Below are 16144 nucleotides of genomic sequence, written 5' to 3'. Positions count from 1 at the left end.
TTACTTGTTAAACGAGGCTTGCTAAACGAGTGCGCATTGGTTTTTAATAGAGAATATTCGTATTTGAATATTTATGTTCAAAAAACAAAACAACAATTAAGTCGCTTACTTTCTTGAGTGACTGTGATTTCAAAGAGAATTCACCATGACACATTATATTCTGGCTATCGACCAAGGCACCACCAGTTCTCGGGCTATTCTGTTTGATGAAAAAGGCGCTCGTGTTGGCCAATCTCAGCAGGAGTTCCCACAAATATTCCCTAATGATGGTTGGGTTGAGCATAATCCCGAAGATATTTGGTCGTCTACTTTAGCCGTGTGTCGCTCTGTTCTCAAGGATACAGGGATAGATGCGCAAGCGATAGCAACCATAGGTATCACGAATCAGCGTGAAACAACGATCTTATGGGACACAGAAACAGGTGAGCCAGTTTATAACGCCATTGTTTGGCAAGATCGACGCACTAGTGTGTTCTGCCAGTCTTTAAGTGAACAAGGTCTGGGTGAAAAAGTACAAGAGAAAACGGGGTTGCTAATTGATCCCTATTTTTCAGCTACTAAGATTCGTTGGATTTTGGATAATGTTGATGGCGCCCGCGACAAAGCTCAAGCGGGTCGTTTGGCCTTCGGTACCGTTGACAGCTTTTTATTGTGGCGACTAACGAATGGCAAATCCCATAAAACCGATGCGACAAATGCGGCTCGTACTATGGCATTCAACATTCATACGCAAGAATGGGATGATGAGCTGATTGAGCTATTAGGTATTGGTGGCGTGCTGTTCCCAGAAGTGATGGATTGTAGTGCGGATTTTGGTGTTATTGATTCTTCTTGGTTGGGCGCAGAAATTCCAGTAAATGGCATCGCAGGTGATCAGCAAGCGGCATTGGTTGGGCAAGCATGTTTTACTCCCGGCATGGTAAAAAGTACCTATGGCACCGGTTGTTTCATGATTTTGAATACGGGTGATAAAGCCATTCGATCTGAACACAAACTGCTGACTACCGTAGGTTATCGTTTAAACGGAAAAGTTACTTATGCCTTAGAGGGCAGTATTTTTGTGGCTGGCGCGGCAATTCAGTGGTTACGTGATGGTCTGAAATTATTTGATGATGCCAAAGAAACGCAAAGTCTGGCTAAACAAGCATTGAATGACGACTCCGTTTATTTAGTGCCTGCTTTTACAGGATTAGGTGCTCCATATTGGGATCCTGATGCTCGTGGTGCCATGATTGGATTAACTCGTGATACGAGCGTTGCGGATATCGTTAGTGCTGGTTTGCGCTCTGTGTGTTATCAGACAAGAGATTTAGTTGGGGCGATGGCGCAAGATGGCGCGACCTTCAGTTCTTTGCGTGTTGATGGTGGCATGGTAATCAATGATGTTATGGTGCAGTTTTTAAGTGATTTATTAGAAATCACAGTAGAGCGCCCCTGTGTGACAGAAACCACGGCATTGGGTGCTGCATTTTTAGCGGGTTTGCAAGTTGGACTTTATCAATCTTTGGATGAGGTTGAAGTTTTGTGGAAGGCCGATAAGTGTTTCGAGCCTACAATGGAAAAAGGTACGGGAGATAAATTGTACCAAGGTTGGCAAAAAGCGGTGGATCGTGTGCGCACACGAGACTGATTTTTACGATTTGATACATGCTTTATCTTGTGCAAGAAGGCAAATATAGCTAACTTTAACAAAGGATGTTTTTTCACAAAGGGCTTAGAGAATGTCGAAACAGTTTGCCGAAGTACAACAAGATGATTTTATGAAGTTTGGTGGAGATCGCCCAAGCTACTTAGAAATTGAAGACGCACTAATGAACTTAGGTGGCCATGGCGTAAGCGGTAATCACTTCAAGAACGAAATGGTGAAGCTGGCTGGTTGGACTGGTGGAGCATTGACAACTTATGCGCAGCGTCCTGCGGTTGCTCAAGCGGCATTCAATCGTATTCGTGAGGTGTTGCCAAAAGCAAAAACACCAGAAGAATTAAAAGACATACTAAAAAGTTTGAAGTAAGTAGATCTTATAAAATAAAAAAGGGGAGTGACTCATCAGGTCACTCCCCTTTTTTTATGTCTGTTTTAATGGCTATTATTCTGCGTCAGCGATGGCTTTCATGCCATATTCTTCGTCTAGAATACGGCCGATCACGTTGTTACCTGCAAGATGATGGGCATATTGCATGTGTAAGCATCGTACTTGATCCCAATTTGCTATACCGCCGATACCTAACTTATCAAACAAAGGCTTAAAGCCTTTCTCTTCTATAATGGCTTTGTGCTCGTCGCTCATGACTTCCCAGCGTCTCGCAATGTAATCACGGTGGGAAGCGTAATGGGCTTCTCGTAATGTTTCGTCTTCTTTGATTCGCTGTTCAAGCTCTTTTACGACACCATGACTTTCTATTTTTGCCAACGCTTTGTCTATGGCTTTGCTAGAAAGCCAATAAAGGGTAGGGAATGGTTGTTCGAAAACCCAAGTTTCCATTTCCAATACTTGAGGAATACCGTTAGGTGAATAATGCGCAATGGCGCTGATGCCACTAGGAGTACGTCCGAGCTGTGTTGTGATGATATCAATATCACGCTGAGAAAGTGTTGTTGTCATAAAGTCTTATTGAATAGTGTCTTTTAAAAAGAGAAGAATTAAATAGTAAACGCAGGAAAACTGGCTGCGAATTTTTGTATCCATTCGGCGGCGGCTTCATTGTAGTTGAGTCGTCGACCTTCGGTTTTTGCTTGGCGTCGGTAATGTTCTATCTGAGAGAGTTGTTCGATCATGCGAACACAATAGCACTCTTCTTTGGTCGGAAATTCGATGGCGATGTGGTAGCCGTCTGTTTCTTTCGTGCACCAAGCTATACGGCCAGACACGCAAAAGTTTGGGTCGATTTCTTCCAATGTAATTCTTACCGAGCGTCCATTATCAAAAGGACGAAGGGTGACATATGTGATACCGACAAACCCAGCTCTATCTTCAGTCATTTGAGGAAAGGGCTGATCTTCTATTAGTGTAATGTCTAACGGAAGGTCTCTCGGATGTGCAACAAATTCCATCGCAACAAGCCAGCTACTATTTCAGATATTCATGTTATCGGCCAAGAAGGCAGAGTGTTTAAAAAAGAATGCGAATTGTACGCTTTTTGCCCTGTCTGTACAGACGAATTTTAGGATGTCTAACGCTTAAATCATAACTTTTACTTATATACAGAAAAACGCTTTCAGATACTTTGCAATTTTAATTTTGTAGAACTCTGTATTAGCCTAGCCTAGGGGGCTGAAGCTGGCAAAGTTTACCGAGTTCTTTTAGTGCGGCGTCGGTTTTATTGTCCCAATTTAGTGCGTAATTTAATCGAAAATGATGGTTGAATTGTGCCGTTAAACTGAACGCTAAACCGGGCAGGAGGCCAATGCCAATTTCTAAGGCTTGAGAATGGAGTGTCATGGCGTTTATCGTGTCTGGTAAGGTGACCCATAATAAAAATCCACCTTTTGGAGTGGAGGTTTTAGTGCCGGTAGGAAAGTGCTCTCGTATGAGTGCCTGACAGCGTGCAAGGTTGTCTTGATAAGACTGTCGGGTTTTTCGTAAATGACGATCATACGCGCCGTTTTCTAGGAAATTAGCGATAGCTGTTTGCGTTAATGTGGGGATCGCAAGAGATTGAACATACGCGTAATGTTCAATCTGCGTTTGAAAGGGGCCGCCGACAATCCAACCAATACGAAATCCTGGGGCGATACTTTTAGAAAAAGAACTGCAGTAGATGACAGTGTTGTTTTGATCGTCAGCCTTTAGTGAGCGTTCGCGTTTGTCTTTATAACTCAACTCACCGTAGACATCGTCTTCAATTAAAGTAAAGCCGTATTGAATTGATTGACTGAGAATGCGTAGTCTGGCTTGGTGATTGAGCGTAGCGCCAATCGGATTTTGATTATTTGGTGTTACCACACAGGCTTTAATATCCCACTCTTTGGCTGCGCTTTCCAATACATCTAAGTCTATGCCTGTTTCCGCGGAGCAAGGTATCTCAACGGCTTTTAAATTCAACACCTCAATAATTTGTAATACCCCATGATACGCTGGGCTTTCGATGGCAATGGTATCGCCAGCTTTTGCGACCGCCTGCAGTGAAAGCATTAAGGCGTTTTGGCAACCCAAGGTAATGGTAATGTCATCGGGTTGCAGTTGGCAGCCGCTGTCTAGCATGCGAATGGCTATCTGGCGGCGTAAGCTGAGTGATCCTGGGGTGAACTCATATGCGGCACATATTTCTGGTTCTAAACGCATTAGGCGCCCGACAGAGCGTTGTAGCTGCCTAATCGGTAAGAACTGGCTTTTGGGTATTGCTGCGCCAAATTGAATGATATTGCCGTCTTGAGAGGCGTGCAATAAGCGACGTAGTAAGGCATGAATAGTGCCATCGTTCTGAGTCGGTTCAATTTTTGCAGGCTCTATTGGCTGCAGTTGAGTCTCTTGAACGAAATAGCCTTTTTGTGGACGTGCTTTAATGACGCCTCGATCTTCTAACAAGCTATAAGCTTGTAGTACGGTAGCGACACTGACTTCCATTTGTTTGCTGGATTTACGAACCGATGGAATCTTTGCTCCTGGTAAGAAAATACCTTCATGAACTTGATGTTCAATCTGGTTGGCAATTTTTTCGTATAAGGGGCAATCCATAAAGTGCGGGTCGAATTCAAATAGAGAGACGGTAAATTTACCAGATTGGCGGGTTGAAAGAAATCAATGCAATACTCGATGTTCTTTTAAATAAATTCGCCTTCTTTAAGTAAATTTTAAGACTTTATAGTGTTAATAATTGTAAGTAAATTGTTATTATTTTCCTGTATGATTGGTCAGTTTTCATTGTTTTGTATGTGCTGTCACCGTGTGCGCAGGCGAGAAATACACTAGCTTTTATTTAGAGTAGAGGTCGATTTATGTCGTTATCCGTAATCCAAAGGATTCTGTTTGGCTTTGGTATTTTATTATTGCTTTTATTGATGATTGCCGCATCGGGTTTTTTTGGTATCAATAAAATTGAAGACAGATTAAATGTAGTGACAGGAAACGTTGCGTCCATCTCATCAACAAGTAATGCATTAAAAGAAGATTTAAATTTATCAAATGCGGCGGTGTTACAGTATTTATTGAGTAAATCGCCGGATTCATTAGAGAGTCTATCTGAACGTTTTTTGAATTATAAGCAAAGATTTAATGATGTTTCTGAACAGCTTTCCACTCAGTTGCAAGGTTTTCCTGCTATGAGCGGTGTCTTGGAAAATATCAATACAGAAGTGAAGGACTTTTTTAGTTCTACCGACATCGCCTTCTCTAATCACAAAAAAATGTTGGAGCTACAGGCTGGGATTCCAAATGAAAAGCTTGATTTAAAAGACTCTATCTTATTCGCTGCAGAAGACTTGGAGCTGTTGGTGACGGATGGAGATACCCCAGAAATTCAATTTGCAGCTTCTTATATGCATAGCCAAGTGGAAAGTTTACAGGTCACCGTGAATGATTATTTTGATCTGCGCAACTTAGAAAGGATGCAAGAGCTTCGAGACTCAATGGCGTCAATTATCACCAGCCTGAAGGATAAGCAATCTTACCTAAATGATGACAATATTAATGGCTTGGTTAGCGAAATTGAGGCAGGGGTTATTTCTGATGATGGGGTTATCGCTAAGTTTTACAAAAATGCTCGCTTAGTCCAAGAGTCCGAAGTACTTGCCAAGCAATTATCAGACAGCATGGACGTGGTGAATACATCGGTGCAAAAGTTACTTGCTGAAGCGTCTTCTATCGGGGATAAAGCAAAACAGGAAGCAAGTGATGCTGCGTCTTTGTCTACTTTGATTATTGAAGTAGTTCTCGTTATTTCTGTCATTATTGCTGTTTTGGTGGCGATATGGGTAAGTCGTAGTATTCGCCAGCCACTAAAAGAAGTGATGTCGGTATTAGGGAAGATCGCTGATGGCGATTTTACCCAGCGTAGTAAAGTAAAAACCAAAGATGAGTTTGGTGAGTTATCTAATTGGGTGAACGGGCTGGTGGCGAAACTGCAGACAGTTATGTCAGAAATAGACCGTGCATCGAATGAAGTGGCGGAATCTGCTGGCAGCAATGTTCGGTTGGCTAGTGACTCTAAGCGTTTGATGAGTGCGCAAAATGAAAGAACCACGGAAGTGGCTTCTTCTATGTCCGAAATGGTGTCTACGGTTGATCAGGTGGCACAAAGTTCGGAAGTGATTTTGCGTCAGATTCAATCGGTTGATCAAAGAGCCAATCAAAACCGTGAACAAATGGATACTAATATCCATAAGATTGAACATCTTCTTGAACAGATTGAAGCGTCCACAACTGTGGTGAATGAGCTTGATGAACATTCAAAAAGTATCGATCGTATTTTAGAAGTGATTCAAGGTATTGCAGAGCAGACGAACCTGCTGGCGTTAAATGCGGCCATTGAAGCGGCGCGTGCTGGCGAGCAAGGTCGAGGCTTCGCAGTGGTCGCTGATGAAGTACGGACTTTGGCTACACGAACTCACAGCTCTACTGAAGAAATTCAAACGGTTATTGCGCAGTTGCAGCAAGGCGTGACAAAGACCGTTGGCAGTATGGAGGAGAGTCGTAAAAGCGCTACTTCTAGCGTCGAAGAAGCGCGCACAGTGGGATTGTCGCTGGTTGAATTGCAAAGTAGCATGGCTGAGATTCGTGATTTAAGTACCCAAATTGCAACGGCTGCCGAAGAGCAATCTGCGGTTGCGCAAGAAATTAAGCAAAATGTATTAGAAATATCGGAGATGTCTGAGCAAGCGGCACAGGGCTCAGATCAGAGCGAAAGAGACAGCGAAGGCTTGTCCAAACTGGCTTCTCACCAGAAACAGCTACTTAGTCAATTTAAGATTGTTTAATGGTTTTTCTCAGTTAGGTTGCGTTAGTATTAGGGCAACCAAATTCTGTGGAGATAACGTTTATGTCGATTCTTATGGGTGATATGTTGCCGCATGGCTCTTTCCAAGTGATGGGTGAAGAAGGGCCAGAGACAATCGATGTTATAGAATTTTTTTCTGGTAAAACAATACTGATGTTTGCCGTACCTGGTGCTTTTACGCCAACGTGCAGTGCAAGCCATTTGCCCGGTTTTGTTGTGCATTTTGATGCGTTAAAAGACAAAGGAATAGACGAGATCGTTTGTCTTTCGGTAAACGATGTTTTTGTTATGAATGCTTGGGGTAAAGCGAACAACGCTGAAAACCTAATCATGGCTGCTGATGGTTTGGCTGAATTTACTTGTTCTATGGGATTAGAGCTGGATATTTCGGCGGCTAAAATGGGCATTCGTAGTCGCCGTTATGCGATGCTAGTGACTAATGGGATCATTCAGCATTTATGGTTGGATGAGCCGGGTGAATACAAAGTTAGCTCTGCAGAATACGTTTTATCTCAGTTATAAGTTTTTTATTAAATTTTTTTAGTTAGGTTAAAAACAGATAGCCAAAAAAAACGACGCATCGCGTCGTTTTTTTTATCTCTAAAATTTATGGCTAATTGCTTCCCGTCTCCCGTCAGTAACCAAATAACGTTGGTAAGAATGTTACCGTGCTTGGCACAAAGGTAATCAAGATCAAGACGGCCAGTTCTACTAAGAAAAGTGGCATGATCTGTCTCGAAATAGCAGCTATCCCTACATTGGCTATCGAGTTAGAAACGAATAGACAAATTCCCATCGGCGGTGTGACAAGTCCTATCATCAGGTTGAAAATTACCACAATGCCAAAGTGGACTGGATCAATACCAAGGCTCATTGCAATAGGGTGCAGAATCGGTAGCAATATTAGCATTGCTGCTATCCCTTCAAGGAACAGGCCAACAACTAACAAAATGACGTTCACTAGGATCAAGAACATCCAAGGGCTAGACACTTGTTCCAGCACCATTTGGCTGACCGTTTGAGGTACTCTTGAGAAGGTTAATAACCAGTTCGCTGCTGCGACCACACCTATCACAATCAGAATCACAGACGAGTCACGCATCGCTCGAATGAAAATGCGTGGCAGGTGCGATATTTTTAGGCTTTTCAGTATGAATATACCAGCTAACAAGGCATAAGCAGCGGCAAAAGCAGCCGCTTCTGTAGGTGTAACAATACCCGTTAGAATGGAGCCAACAATGAATATCGGCATGAACAGTGGAATCCATGCTTCAACAAAGGCCTTCCAGCGCTCTTTCATGGACAGTTTTTCTTTTAGTGGTGCGTAGTGACCAGCAAAAACATAAACATACACAGACAAGCCGACAGCAAGCAGCAAGCCTGGTGCCACGCCAGCAAGGAAGAGAGCAGGAACAGAGACGCCTGTGGTGATAAGTGCGTAAATGATGACCGGAATGCTTGGTGGAATCATCGGCCCAATAACGGACGATGCGGCCGTCAATGCCGCTGCAAAAGCACGCGGGTAGCCTTCTTTTTCCATAGTAGGGATAAACACACGTCCAAGTGCCGATGTATCGGCAACAGCTGAACCAGATAATCCTGCAAAAATGACCGACGCCCAGATATTTACGTGAGCAAGGCCCGCTTTCATATGACCAACTAATGCATTGGCAAAGTTGATGATTCGGCCAGTGATACCACTTTCATTCATTAGCTCTCCTGCCAGAACAAAAAGTGGGATCGCTAAAATAGAGAAAGAATCTAGTCCGCTAAAAATCCGTTGAGCGACGAGACTGACATTAAAGGGTAGTGTGTAAATATGACCTACAACGCCTAATAAAATGGCGAACGCAATAGGGCTGCCAATAAACAAAAGAACAAGAAGAATCCCAAAACCTAGCATGATTATTGCCCTTTCTCTAACGTTTCAGATTGAAAATACTCGACGAGACGGATAAGTGCAGCTATCGCAAGGCACGCACCACCGATAACCATGGCTACTTGGAAATAGTACATTTGAATGCCTGTGCCAGGCGCTTGTATTGCACCTCGTTTCATCATGAAAATGTAGCCGGAATAGGTTAGTACGCAGCCACTTACGAGTGCGATAACGTCAGATATGAAATGCAAGGCATGACGAATTTTGGCGGAAACCATATCTTCTAAAAAAGTAAAACGAATATGAATACCTTCTAAATAACACAATGCCATACCAAACATAGTGCCGTAGATCATGGCGTATTTTGCGACTTCCTCGCTCCATTGGATCGGTGAGTTAAATAAGTAACGGCTCAAGCTACTGACTAAAACAACGCCAAAGATAACGAATAAGGAGGTGCCAGTTAACATTGCGAGAGTATTTTTGTAGAGGCGCTTCATGGTGAGCTTTCCGGGTTGTGACAAAAGAAAAATAATCGAAAGCTATAAAATAGCTTTCGATTATTTGATATCAAGTACTGAACTTATTGCGAATTACTAACAACTTTTACAGACATTTGAGCGCGTTCGATCCACTCTGGCTGTACTTCACCTTTTAACCAGTTGATAACCGCTGGTTGCGCAACATCACGGAACTTAGCCATTTGTGCTGGTGTTGGAGTGGTGATTTGCATGCCGTTTGCTGCAAGAGATTTAAGACCTTTCGCAGAATTAAACTGCTGAACTGCGCGGCCTAAAGTGCCTGCAACTTTTGCTGCACGGTCAATAATAGCACGGTCTTCATCACTTAATGATTGATAAAGATCTTCATTGATTAGCAAGAAGTCTGTGCCGTATACGTGACCGTCTAGTGTTAGATATTTTTGGAACTCGTAGAATTTATTCGCTTCGATAACACTCACAGGGTTTTCTTGTCCGTCAACTACACCCGTCGTTAATGCTGATGGCACTTCAGGCCATGCGATTGGCGTAGGTTCTGCTCCCATCGCTTTTACCATTTCTACGTACAGAGGCAATGTTTGAACGCGGATTTTTAAACCACTCAAATCTTTTGGTTCAGCAACAGGACGCTTTGAGTTGGTGAAGTTACGGAAGCCTGTTTCGCCATAAGCCAGTGTGCGTAGTCCGCTTTCTTCTAAGCAATGTTCAGACAATGCTTTACCGAATTCGCCGTCTAGAACTTCCCAGGCCACAGGGGCTGATGGGAATAGGTAAGGAATTTCTAGTACAGATGCTTCTTTACATACTTTAGCAAAGGCGCCAGATACCATCGCCATGCTCAATGTGCCTTCCTGAGCAGACTGAACAAGATCAGTTTCACCGCCAAGTTGGCCAGAAGGGTATACATTGACTTCAATGCGACCGCCAGACTCCGCTTCAACTAAGTTTTTGAACACTTCAGTTGCGGCGCCTTTTTTAGAGGTTGTCCAATCTTGAGGATCTACGTGACCAATAGTCAGGGTTAGGTCAGCTGCACTAACACTGCTTACAGCACCAGCGGCAATTAAACCAAGTGTGATTTTTTTTGTTAGATTCATTTTAACGTCTCCAAGCTCGGGATCTTGTGCCCCGGTTGTTTTATTTTTGTATTTTCTACCCTGCTTTGCAGTAAGGTAGGCTGTCCTGTATTGAAACTAGCATTTATAAGCCCTCTAAATAATATAGGATCATTTTAAAAATGCCCTATATTTTTTCCTCGAGGCTCACAATTACCTCAATATGAGCTGGGTCTACATTTCGCCTTTGAGTTTCGCTCAAAATTTACTTTTCAGTCTGCTTTGATAAGCAACATAACCAAAATGTCGTAGTTTTTGCTTTTTTAGAAATGAATTTTTTATGTTCCTTGTATATCGAAAAAGGAATATAAAAAATTAATAAGTTTTTTGATATATGTAAAAATTTATAAAAATCATAGTCTTATGTATTTTTTCAAGAAAGCTCAGACGGTTTTTTGTGTCAGGTTCTTCCTGATAAATATATGAAATGAGCAGCTGTTCTCATTGTACTAAAAAACAGCTATATCAAAATGCAATACCCTTTTGGCCAAAATGAAATAGCCAAATCGATAGCATGCAAGAATACTCTGGACAGATTGTGATTGAACGGCTGTGCTCATAAAGTAAAGTTAAAGCATATCATTTATGCAATCCTTTTTACTTCGCAACGTTTGTTACCCTTAATAAGAATAGAGAGTAGTAACATGATTATAGATTGCCATGGACATTATACAACGACGCCGCCTGGTGTAGGTGAATACCGTGATAAACAAAAAGCACAGGTCGCTAAAGATCCTGCTTTTGTTGGTGAAAAAGGTAAAGTTATTGTTTCGGATGATGAAATTCGCGACAGCATTATCAATAACCAGCTGCGTTTACAGCAAGAGCGTGGCACTGATCTGACTATTTTCTCTCCCCGTGCTAGTTGGATGGGACACCATATTGGTAATGAATACACTAGCCAATACTGGACAGAACATCAGAACGATTTGATTCGCCGTGTTTGTGACTTGTTTCCTGAGAACTTTGCACCAGTTGCGCAATTGCCGCAATCTCCTGGTGTTGATCCAGGCAAGTCTGTTGCTGAGATCGTTCGTACGGTTGAAGAAATGGGCTTTATTGGTATCAACTTGAACCCAGATCCAAGCGGCGGTTACTGGCAAGATAAGTCTCTCGGTGATCGCTCTTTCTATCCTATCTATGAAAAAATGTGCGAATACGACATTCCTGCGATGATCCATGTAAGCGCGGCATGTAACGATTGTTTCCACACCACTGGCTCTCATTATTTGGGCGCAGATACCACTGGCTTTCAGCAATTGATGATGTCCGATGTTTTTAAAGATTTCCCGGAGCTAAAAATCATTATCCCTCATGGCGGCGGTGCTGTTCCTTATCATTGGGGACGTTTCCGTGGCATGGCGCAAGATCAAGGTTTTGACCTTGCTGAGCGCGTGTTGAACAACATCTACTTTGATACCTGTGTTTATCATCAGCGTGGTATTGATCTACTTCTTGATATTATTCCTACTAAGAACATTTTGTTTGCTTCTGAAATGATTGGTGCGGTACGCGGTATTGACCCAGAATCTGGTCACTATTTTGACGATACAAAACGTTATATCGACAACAACACCGTGTTATCCGCGGAGCAGAAACAAGCTATCTTTGAAGACAATGCTCGTAGCGTTTTTTCTAGATTAAAGGCGTAAGGCTAACGATTAAAGGGATAGGAAAGCATCATGCGAAACAATGTAGTAGTACAAAATATTGAACGAGCTGACCAAGCTGTCATTGACGGTTTGGCCGAATGCGGTGTAGCGACCATTCATGAATCTCAAGGTCGTGTTGGTTTATTGGCACATTACATGCGCCCAATCCAAATGGATAAAACCATTGCGGGGTCTGCGGTCACTATTTCTGGTGCGGCGGGCGATAACTGGATGATGCATGTTGCCATTGAGCAATGTAAAGCAGGCGATGTGATGGTCTTTGCGCCAACGTCTCCATCGAATCACGGTTTTTTTGGTGATCTGTTAGCAACATCTGCTCAGTCTCGTGGCGTCGTTGGCTTAATTATTGAAGGCGGTGTACGTGATACTCGTGACCTGCGTGAAATGCATTTTCCTGTTTGGTCAAAGGCCGTGTTTGCTGAAGGTACGATTAAAGAAACCGTCGGTTCTGTTAACGTGCCTATGGTTTGCGCGGATGCCTTGGTTAACCCAGGTGATGTGATTGTAGCCGACGATGACGGTGTGGTTGTTGTGCGTCGTGAGAATGCGGCAGAAGTATTAGAGTTGTCTCGTAAGCGTATGGCGAATGAAGAAGCAAAACGTGTACGTATGGCGAATGGCGAATTGGGCTTGGATATTTATGAAATGCGTCCACGTCTAAAAGAGAAAGGCTTGAAATATGTCTAAACATACAGGCGTTATAAAAAGTGCGCCTTGTATGTGGATGCGTGGCGGCACGTCGAAAGGGGCTTACTTTTTAGCGGAAGATTTGCCTACCGATATCGATGCCCGCGCGCAGTTTTTATTGCGGGTGATGGGCTCGCCAGATGAGCGTCAGATCGACGGCATCGGTGGCGCAGATCCATTGGCGTCAAAAGTAGCAGTGGTGAAAAAATCTGCACGTGACGACGCTGATGTAGATTATTTGTTTTTGCAGGTGTTTGTTGATCAGGCGATTGTGACCGATGCGCAAAACTGCGGCAATATTTTAGCGGGTATTGCGCCGTTTGCCATTGAGCGCGGCTTGGTTGAAGCGCAAGAGGGCGAAACCTCCGTACGTATCTTCATGGAAAATACAGGCCAAATTGCTGAGGCTCGTGTCACCGTAAATGACGGTGAAGTCCAATACGAAGGTGACGCTCGCATTGATGGTGTACCTGGTTTTTCTGCAGCGGTGCCTATTGTGTTTAAAGATACGGCAGGGTCAAGCTGTGGTGCTTTGTTGCCAACAGGTAATGTGGTCGATGTGATTGATGGTATCGAAGTGACTTGCATCGATAATGGCATGCCAGTGGTGATTATACGCGCTGCGGACATGGGCATTCAGGGTACAGAGTCTCGTGAAGAGCTGGAAGCCAATGACGTTTTACGCGCCAAGCTAGAGTCGATTCGCCTGCAAGTCGGTCCTATGATGAATTTAGGCGATGTGAAAGAGAAGTCTGTGCCCAAAATGACCATGGTGAGTGCGGCGACGAACGGTGGCGCCATCTCCACGCGTACTTTTATTCCTCATCGTTGCCATGCCTCGATTGGGGTCTTGGGAGCGGTGAGTGTGGCAACAGCGGCGGTTCTGAAGGGTTCGCCTGCTAATGAAGTGGCTAAGTTTGAAGCAAGTGCGCGTATGACGCTGGATGTTGAGCATCCGATTGGCGCGATGACAGTGATCTTAGATCAAGAAGAAAATGGTGATGTTGGCTCAGCGGCTATTCTACGCACCGCGAGAAAGCTGTTTGATGGGCAAGTGTTTGCTCATAGCAACGGCCTTTAGTTGTCTTTCTTCTATTGACGATATAACGACTGGTCAAACAGAAGACTGGTTAATTAGAACGAATAATAAAACAGGTATTTGAACATGATGGACAAAGATTATATTCCATTTCACGCAAACCCAAGCGTACCTACTTTTAAAGCGCCAGCTGGCGCGGTAGATGCGCATTGCCATGTTTTTGGTCCAGCGGATAAATTCCCCTATCATCCAAAACGTAAATACACGCCTTGCGACGCATCCAAAGAGCAGTTGTTTGCGCTGCGTGATCATTTGGGTTTTTCTCGTAATGTGATTGTTCAAGCATCTTGTCATAGTACCGATAATTCCGCGTTGATCGATGCCTTAGAGACAGCGGGTGATTTAGCGCGTGGTGTGGCGTTTGTTGATGACTCAATAACTCATGAAGATATTGAAAAAATGCATGCAGCGGGTGTTCGCGGTGTACGTTTTAACTTTGTGAAACGCCTTGTTGATAGCACGCCAAGAGAAGTGTTTTTCTCTATAGCTGAGAAAATTCGCCCTTTCGGTTGGCACATTGTTGTCTATTTCGAAGCGGCGGATTTAGAAGACTTGATTCCTTTCTTGAAAGAATTGAATACCACCATTGTAGTTGACCACATGGGCACGCCAAATGTTGCCAATGGTGTTGACCACCCTGACTTTCAGCGCTTTGTTAACTTCATGGCGGACAACGACAATGTATGGTGTAAGGTAAGTTGTCCAGAGCGTTTAACGCAACATGCGCCTGATTATTCTGATGTCTATCCTTTTGCCCGTACCTTGGTTGAGAGGTTCTCTGACCGTGTATTGTGGGGAACCGATTGGCCGCATCCAAATATGAAAGTAGAGGCGCCAAACGACGGTCACCTTGTGGATGTTATTCCACATATCGCGCCAACGCCTGAACTACAGCAAGCGTTGCTGGTGGATAATCCAATGCGTCTGTATTGGAAGTAATCCAAGCTTCGCCGAAAAGTATAAAAATAGAGGTTAGCAAGATGGCTAGTAACTATACAGATCGACAGTTTCAAGGGACGTACCTTTTTGATGGCCAAATGGCCAAGAAGGGCTACGGCTTAAATAAAATGTGTTACTCGTTTAATGAGCAAGTAGCACGTGATGAGTTTAATGCAGATCCAGAAGCTTACTGTGAAAAATTCAAACTCACAGAAGCGCAAAAAGAAGCCATTCGTAATAGAGATGTGATTGGGCTTTTGCGTGAAGGTGGCAGTATTTATTATTTAGCAAAGTTTACTGGTTTGCTAAAGCTAAACATGCAAGATATTGGTGGATTACAAACCGGTATGAGCACTGATGAATTCAAAGCAATGCTAGAAAAAAATGGGCGAGGAGAGGTCTAATGGCTAACATTATTGGTGCAATAACGACTTCTCATATCCCTGCGATTGCGAACGCAATGGCAAATGGGTTGGAAGAAACGCCGTATTGGAAACCGTTTTTTGATGGTTATCCGCCAGTACGAGATTGGTTAAATGAGAAAAAGCCTGACGTTATCATTTTGTTTTACAACGATCACGGTTTGGAATTTTTCATTGATAAAAAGCCGACCTTTGCGATGGGGGTTGCAGACGAATATTATAACGCAGATGAAGGCTGGGGGATTCCTACCATTCCTCCAGTGACTGGTGAGTCAGATTTGTCTTGGCACATTGCCAACAGCATTGTTGATGACGGTTTTGATATGACAATCTGCCAAGAAATGAAGGTCGATCATGGTTTAACGGTTCCGCTGAATCTTATGTGGCCAGGTCATAAATATGGCCATGTAAAAGTGATACCTGTCTGTATCAACTGTGAGCAATACCCAATGCCGCAACCTAAACGTACGTTTGAATTAGGCAAAGCGATCGGTCGTGCTGTTGCGTCTTTCGAAGAAGATCTTAACGTGGTTGTCTTTGGTACTGGTGGTATGTCTCATCAGTTAGACGGTGAGCGAGCGGGTATTATCAACCGTACTTTTGATATTGATTGTCTTGATAAATTGGTGTCTGACCCAGAAGCGTTAACGAAATACACTAACTTGGATCTTGTTGAGCAAGGCGGATCGCAAGCGGTAGAGCTGAATATGTTGATTGCAATGCGTGGTACTTTACTGGGTAAAGTGACCGAGCTGCATCGAAATTACCATGCGCCAATTTCGAATACAGGTTCTGGTTTGATGTTGTTAGAGCATGAAATGCCGAAGTAACGAATCTTCTTGTTAGAGCATTCCTTGGTCAATATAAAAAATATCCGCTGTCTATTATCTTAGACAG

16 protein-coding genes are annotated in these 16144 nt (G+C 43.4%); 10 read left to right on the top strand and 6 right to left on the bottom strand.

Translation table 11 applies throughout. From position 1 onward, the window contains the following. The first annotated feature begins 145 nt into the window (after positions 1 to 145). On the top strand, positions 146 to 1630 hold the full coding sequence (gene glpK, locus KDW99_RS17960; protein ID WP_255826619.1) for a glycerol kinase GlpK: 1485 nt from the start codon (positions 146 to 148) through the stop codon (positions 1628 to 1630). Between the two features lie 91 nt (positions 1631 to 1721). Next, entirely contained in the window at positions 1722 to 2012 is a 291-nt protein-coding gene (locus tag KDW99_RS17955; RefSeq protein WP_255826618.1) for a hypothetical protein, read from the top strand. A gap of 75 nt (positions 2013 to 2087) precedes the next feature. On the opposite strand, the gene KDW99_RS17950 is transcribed toward KDW99_RS17955, so the two are convergent. The 3 genes from KDW99_RS17950 to KDW99_RS17940 form a co-directional block, all read right to left on the bottom strand. Beyond that, positions 2088 to 2603: a DUF501 domain-containing protein gene (locus KDW99_RS17950; protein WP_255826617.1), complete on the bottom strand. Its 516-nt coding sequence runs from the start codon at positions 2601 to 2603 to the stop codon at positions 2088 to 2090. A 38-nt stretch (positions 2604 to 2641) separates the two neighbouring features. Beyond that, positions 2642 to 3052, bottom strand: a complete 411-nt coding sequence (locus KDW99_RS17945; RefSeq protein WP_255826616.1) for an energy transducer TonB — start codon at positions 3050 to 3052, stop codon at positions 2642 to 2644. Between the two features lie 202 nt (positions 3053 to 3254). Beyond that, a complete protein-coding gene (locus tag KDW99_RS17940) occupies positions 3255 to 4676 on the bottom strand; it encodes an aminotransferase-like domain-containing protein (RefSeq protein ID WP_255826615.1) in 1422 nt (473 codons plus the stop codon). Positions 4677 to 4936: 260 nt separating this feature from the next. Between KDW99_RS17940 and KDW99_RS17935 the strand changes: the two genes are divergently transcribed. Beyond that, positions 4937 to 6913, top strand: a complete 1977-nt coding sequence (locus KDW99_RS17935) for a methyl-accepting chemotaxis protein (RefSeq protein WP_255826614.1) — start codon at positions 4937 to 4939, stop codon at positions 6911 to 6913. Positions 6914 to 6975: 62 nt separating this feature from the next. After that, positions 6976 to 7455, top strand: a complete 480-nt coding sequence (locus KDW99_RS17930; protein WP_255826613.1) for a peroxiredoxin — start codon at positions 6976 to 6978, stop codon at positions 7453 to 7455. A 112-nt stretch (positions 7456 to 7567) separates the two neighbouring features. On the opposite strand, the gene KDW99_RS17925 is transcribed toward KDW99_RS17930, so the two are convergent. The 3 genes from KDW99_RS17925 to KDW99_RS17915 all read right to left on the bottom strand — a co-directional run bounded on the left by KDW99_RS17925 (position 7568) and on the right by KDW99_RS17915 (position 10409). Beyond that, positions 7568 to 8836: a TRAP transporter large permease gene (locus KDW99_RS17925; protein WP_255826611.1), complete on the bottom strand. Its 1269-nt coding sequence runs from the start codon at positions 8834 to 8836 to the stop codon at positions 7568 to 7570. Positions 8837 to 8838: 2 nt separating this feature from the next. Continuing rightward, positions 8839 to 9312: a TRAP transporter small permease gene (locus tag KDW99_RS17920; protein WP_255826610.1), complete on the bottom strand. Its 474-nt coding sequence runs from the start codon at positions 9310 to 9312 to the stop codon at positions 8839 to 8841. 83 nt (positions 9313 to 9395) lie between these two features. Further along, complete coding sequence (locus KDW99_RS17915; protein ID WP_255826609.1) at positions 9396 to 10409, bottom strand: DctP family TRAP transporter solute-binding subunit; 1014 nt, start codon at positions 10407 to 10409, stop codon at positions 9396 to 9398. Between the two features lie 662 nt (positions 10410 to 11071). Here KDW99_RS17915 and KDW99_RS17910 point away from each other — a divergent pair. The 6 genes from KDW99_RS17910 (at position 11072) to KDW99_RS17885 (ending at position 16077) form a co-directional block, all read left to right on the top strand. Beyond that, positions 11072 to 12079, top strand: a complete 1008-nt coding sequence (locus KDW99_RS17910; protein WP_255826608.1) for an amidohydrolase family protein — start codon at positions 11072 to 11074, stop codon at positions 12077 to 12079. 30 nt (positions 12080 to 12109) lie between these two features. After that, a complete protein-coding gene (locus tag KDW99_RS17905) occupies positions 12110 to 12787 on the top strand; it encodes a 4-carboxy-4-hydroxy-2-oxoadipate aldolase/oxaloacetate decarboxylase (protein ID WP_255826607.1) in 678 nt (225 codons plus the stop codon). Continuing rightward, positions 12780 to 13868 carry a 4-oxalomesaconate tautomerase gene (locus tag KDW99_RS17900; protein WP_255826605.1) on the top strand — a complete coding sequence of 363 codons (1089 nt, stop codon included), beginning with the start codon at positions 12780 to 12782 and terminating at the stop codon, positions 13866 to 13868. The genes KDW99_RS17905 and KDW99_RS17900 overlap by 8 nt, the downstream gene beginning before the upstream one ends. Positions 13869 to 13952: 84 nt before the next feature. Continuing rightward, on the top strand, positions 13953 to 14825 hold the full coding sequence (locus KDW99_RS17895; RefSeq protein ID WP_255826604.1) for an amidohydrolase family protein: 873 nt from the start codon (positions 13953 to 13955) through the stop codon (positions 14823 to 14825). A 41-nt stretch (positions 14826 to 14866) separates the two neighbouring features. Beyond that, the gene (locus tag KDW99_RS17890) at positions 14867 to 15229 is read left to right on the top strand and encodes a protocatechuate 4,5-dioxygenase subunit alpha (RefSeq protein ID WP_114411300.1); all 363 of its coding nucleotides are present in this window, start codon (positions 14867 to 14869) and stop codon (positions 15227 to 15229) included. Beyond that, the gene (locus KDW99_RS17885) at positions 15229 to 16077 is read left to right on the top strand and encodes a class III extradiol dioxygenase family protein (protein WP_255826602.1); all 849 of its coding nucleotides are present in this window, start codon (positions 15229 to 15231) and stop codon (positions 16075 to 16077) included. The genes KDW99_RS17890 and KDW99_RS17885 overlap by 1 nt, the downstream gene beginning before the upstream one ends. The last annotated feature ends 67 nt before the right edge of the window (positions 16078 to 16144 follow it).

Origin of the sequence: Marinomonas rhizomae, from assembly GCF_024397855.1 — a bacterium.
Classification (GTDB): domain Bacteria; phylum Pseudomonadota; class Gammaproteobacteria; order Pseudomonadales; family Marinomonadaceae; genus Marinomonas; species Marinomonas rhizomae_A.
Note: the sequence above shows the minus strand (reverse complement) of the source record. Positions and strands in the feature narration are given on the sequence as shown.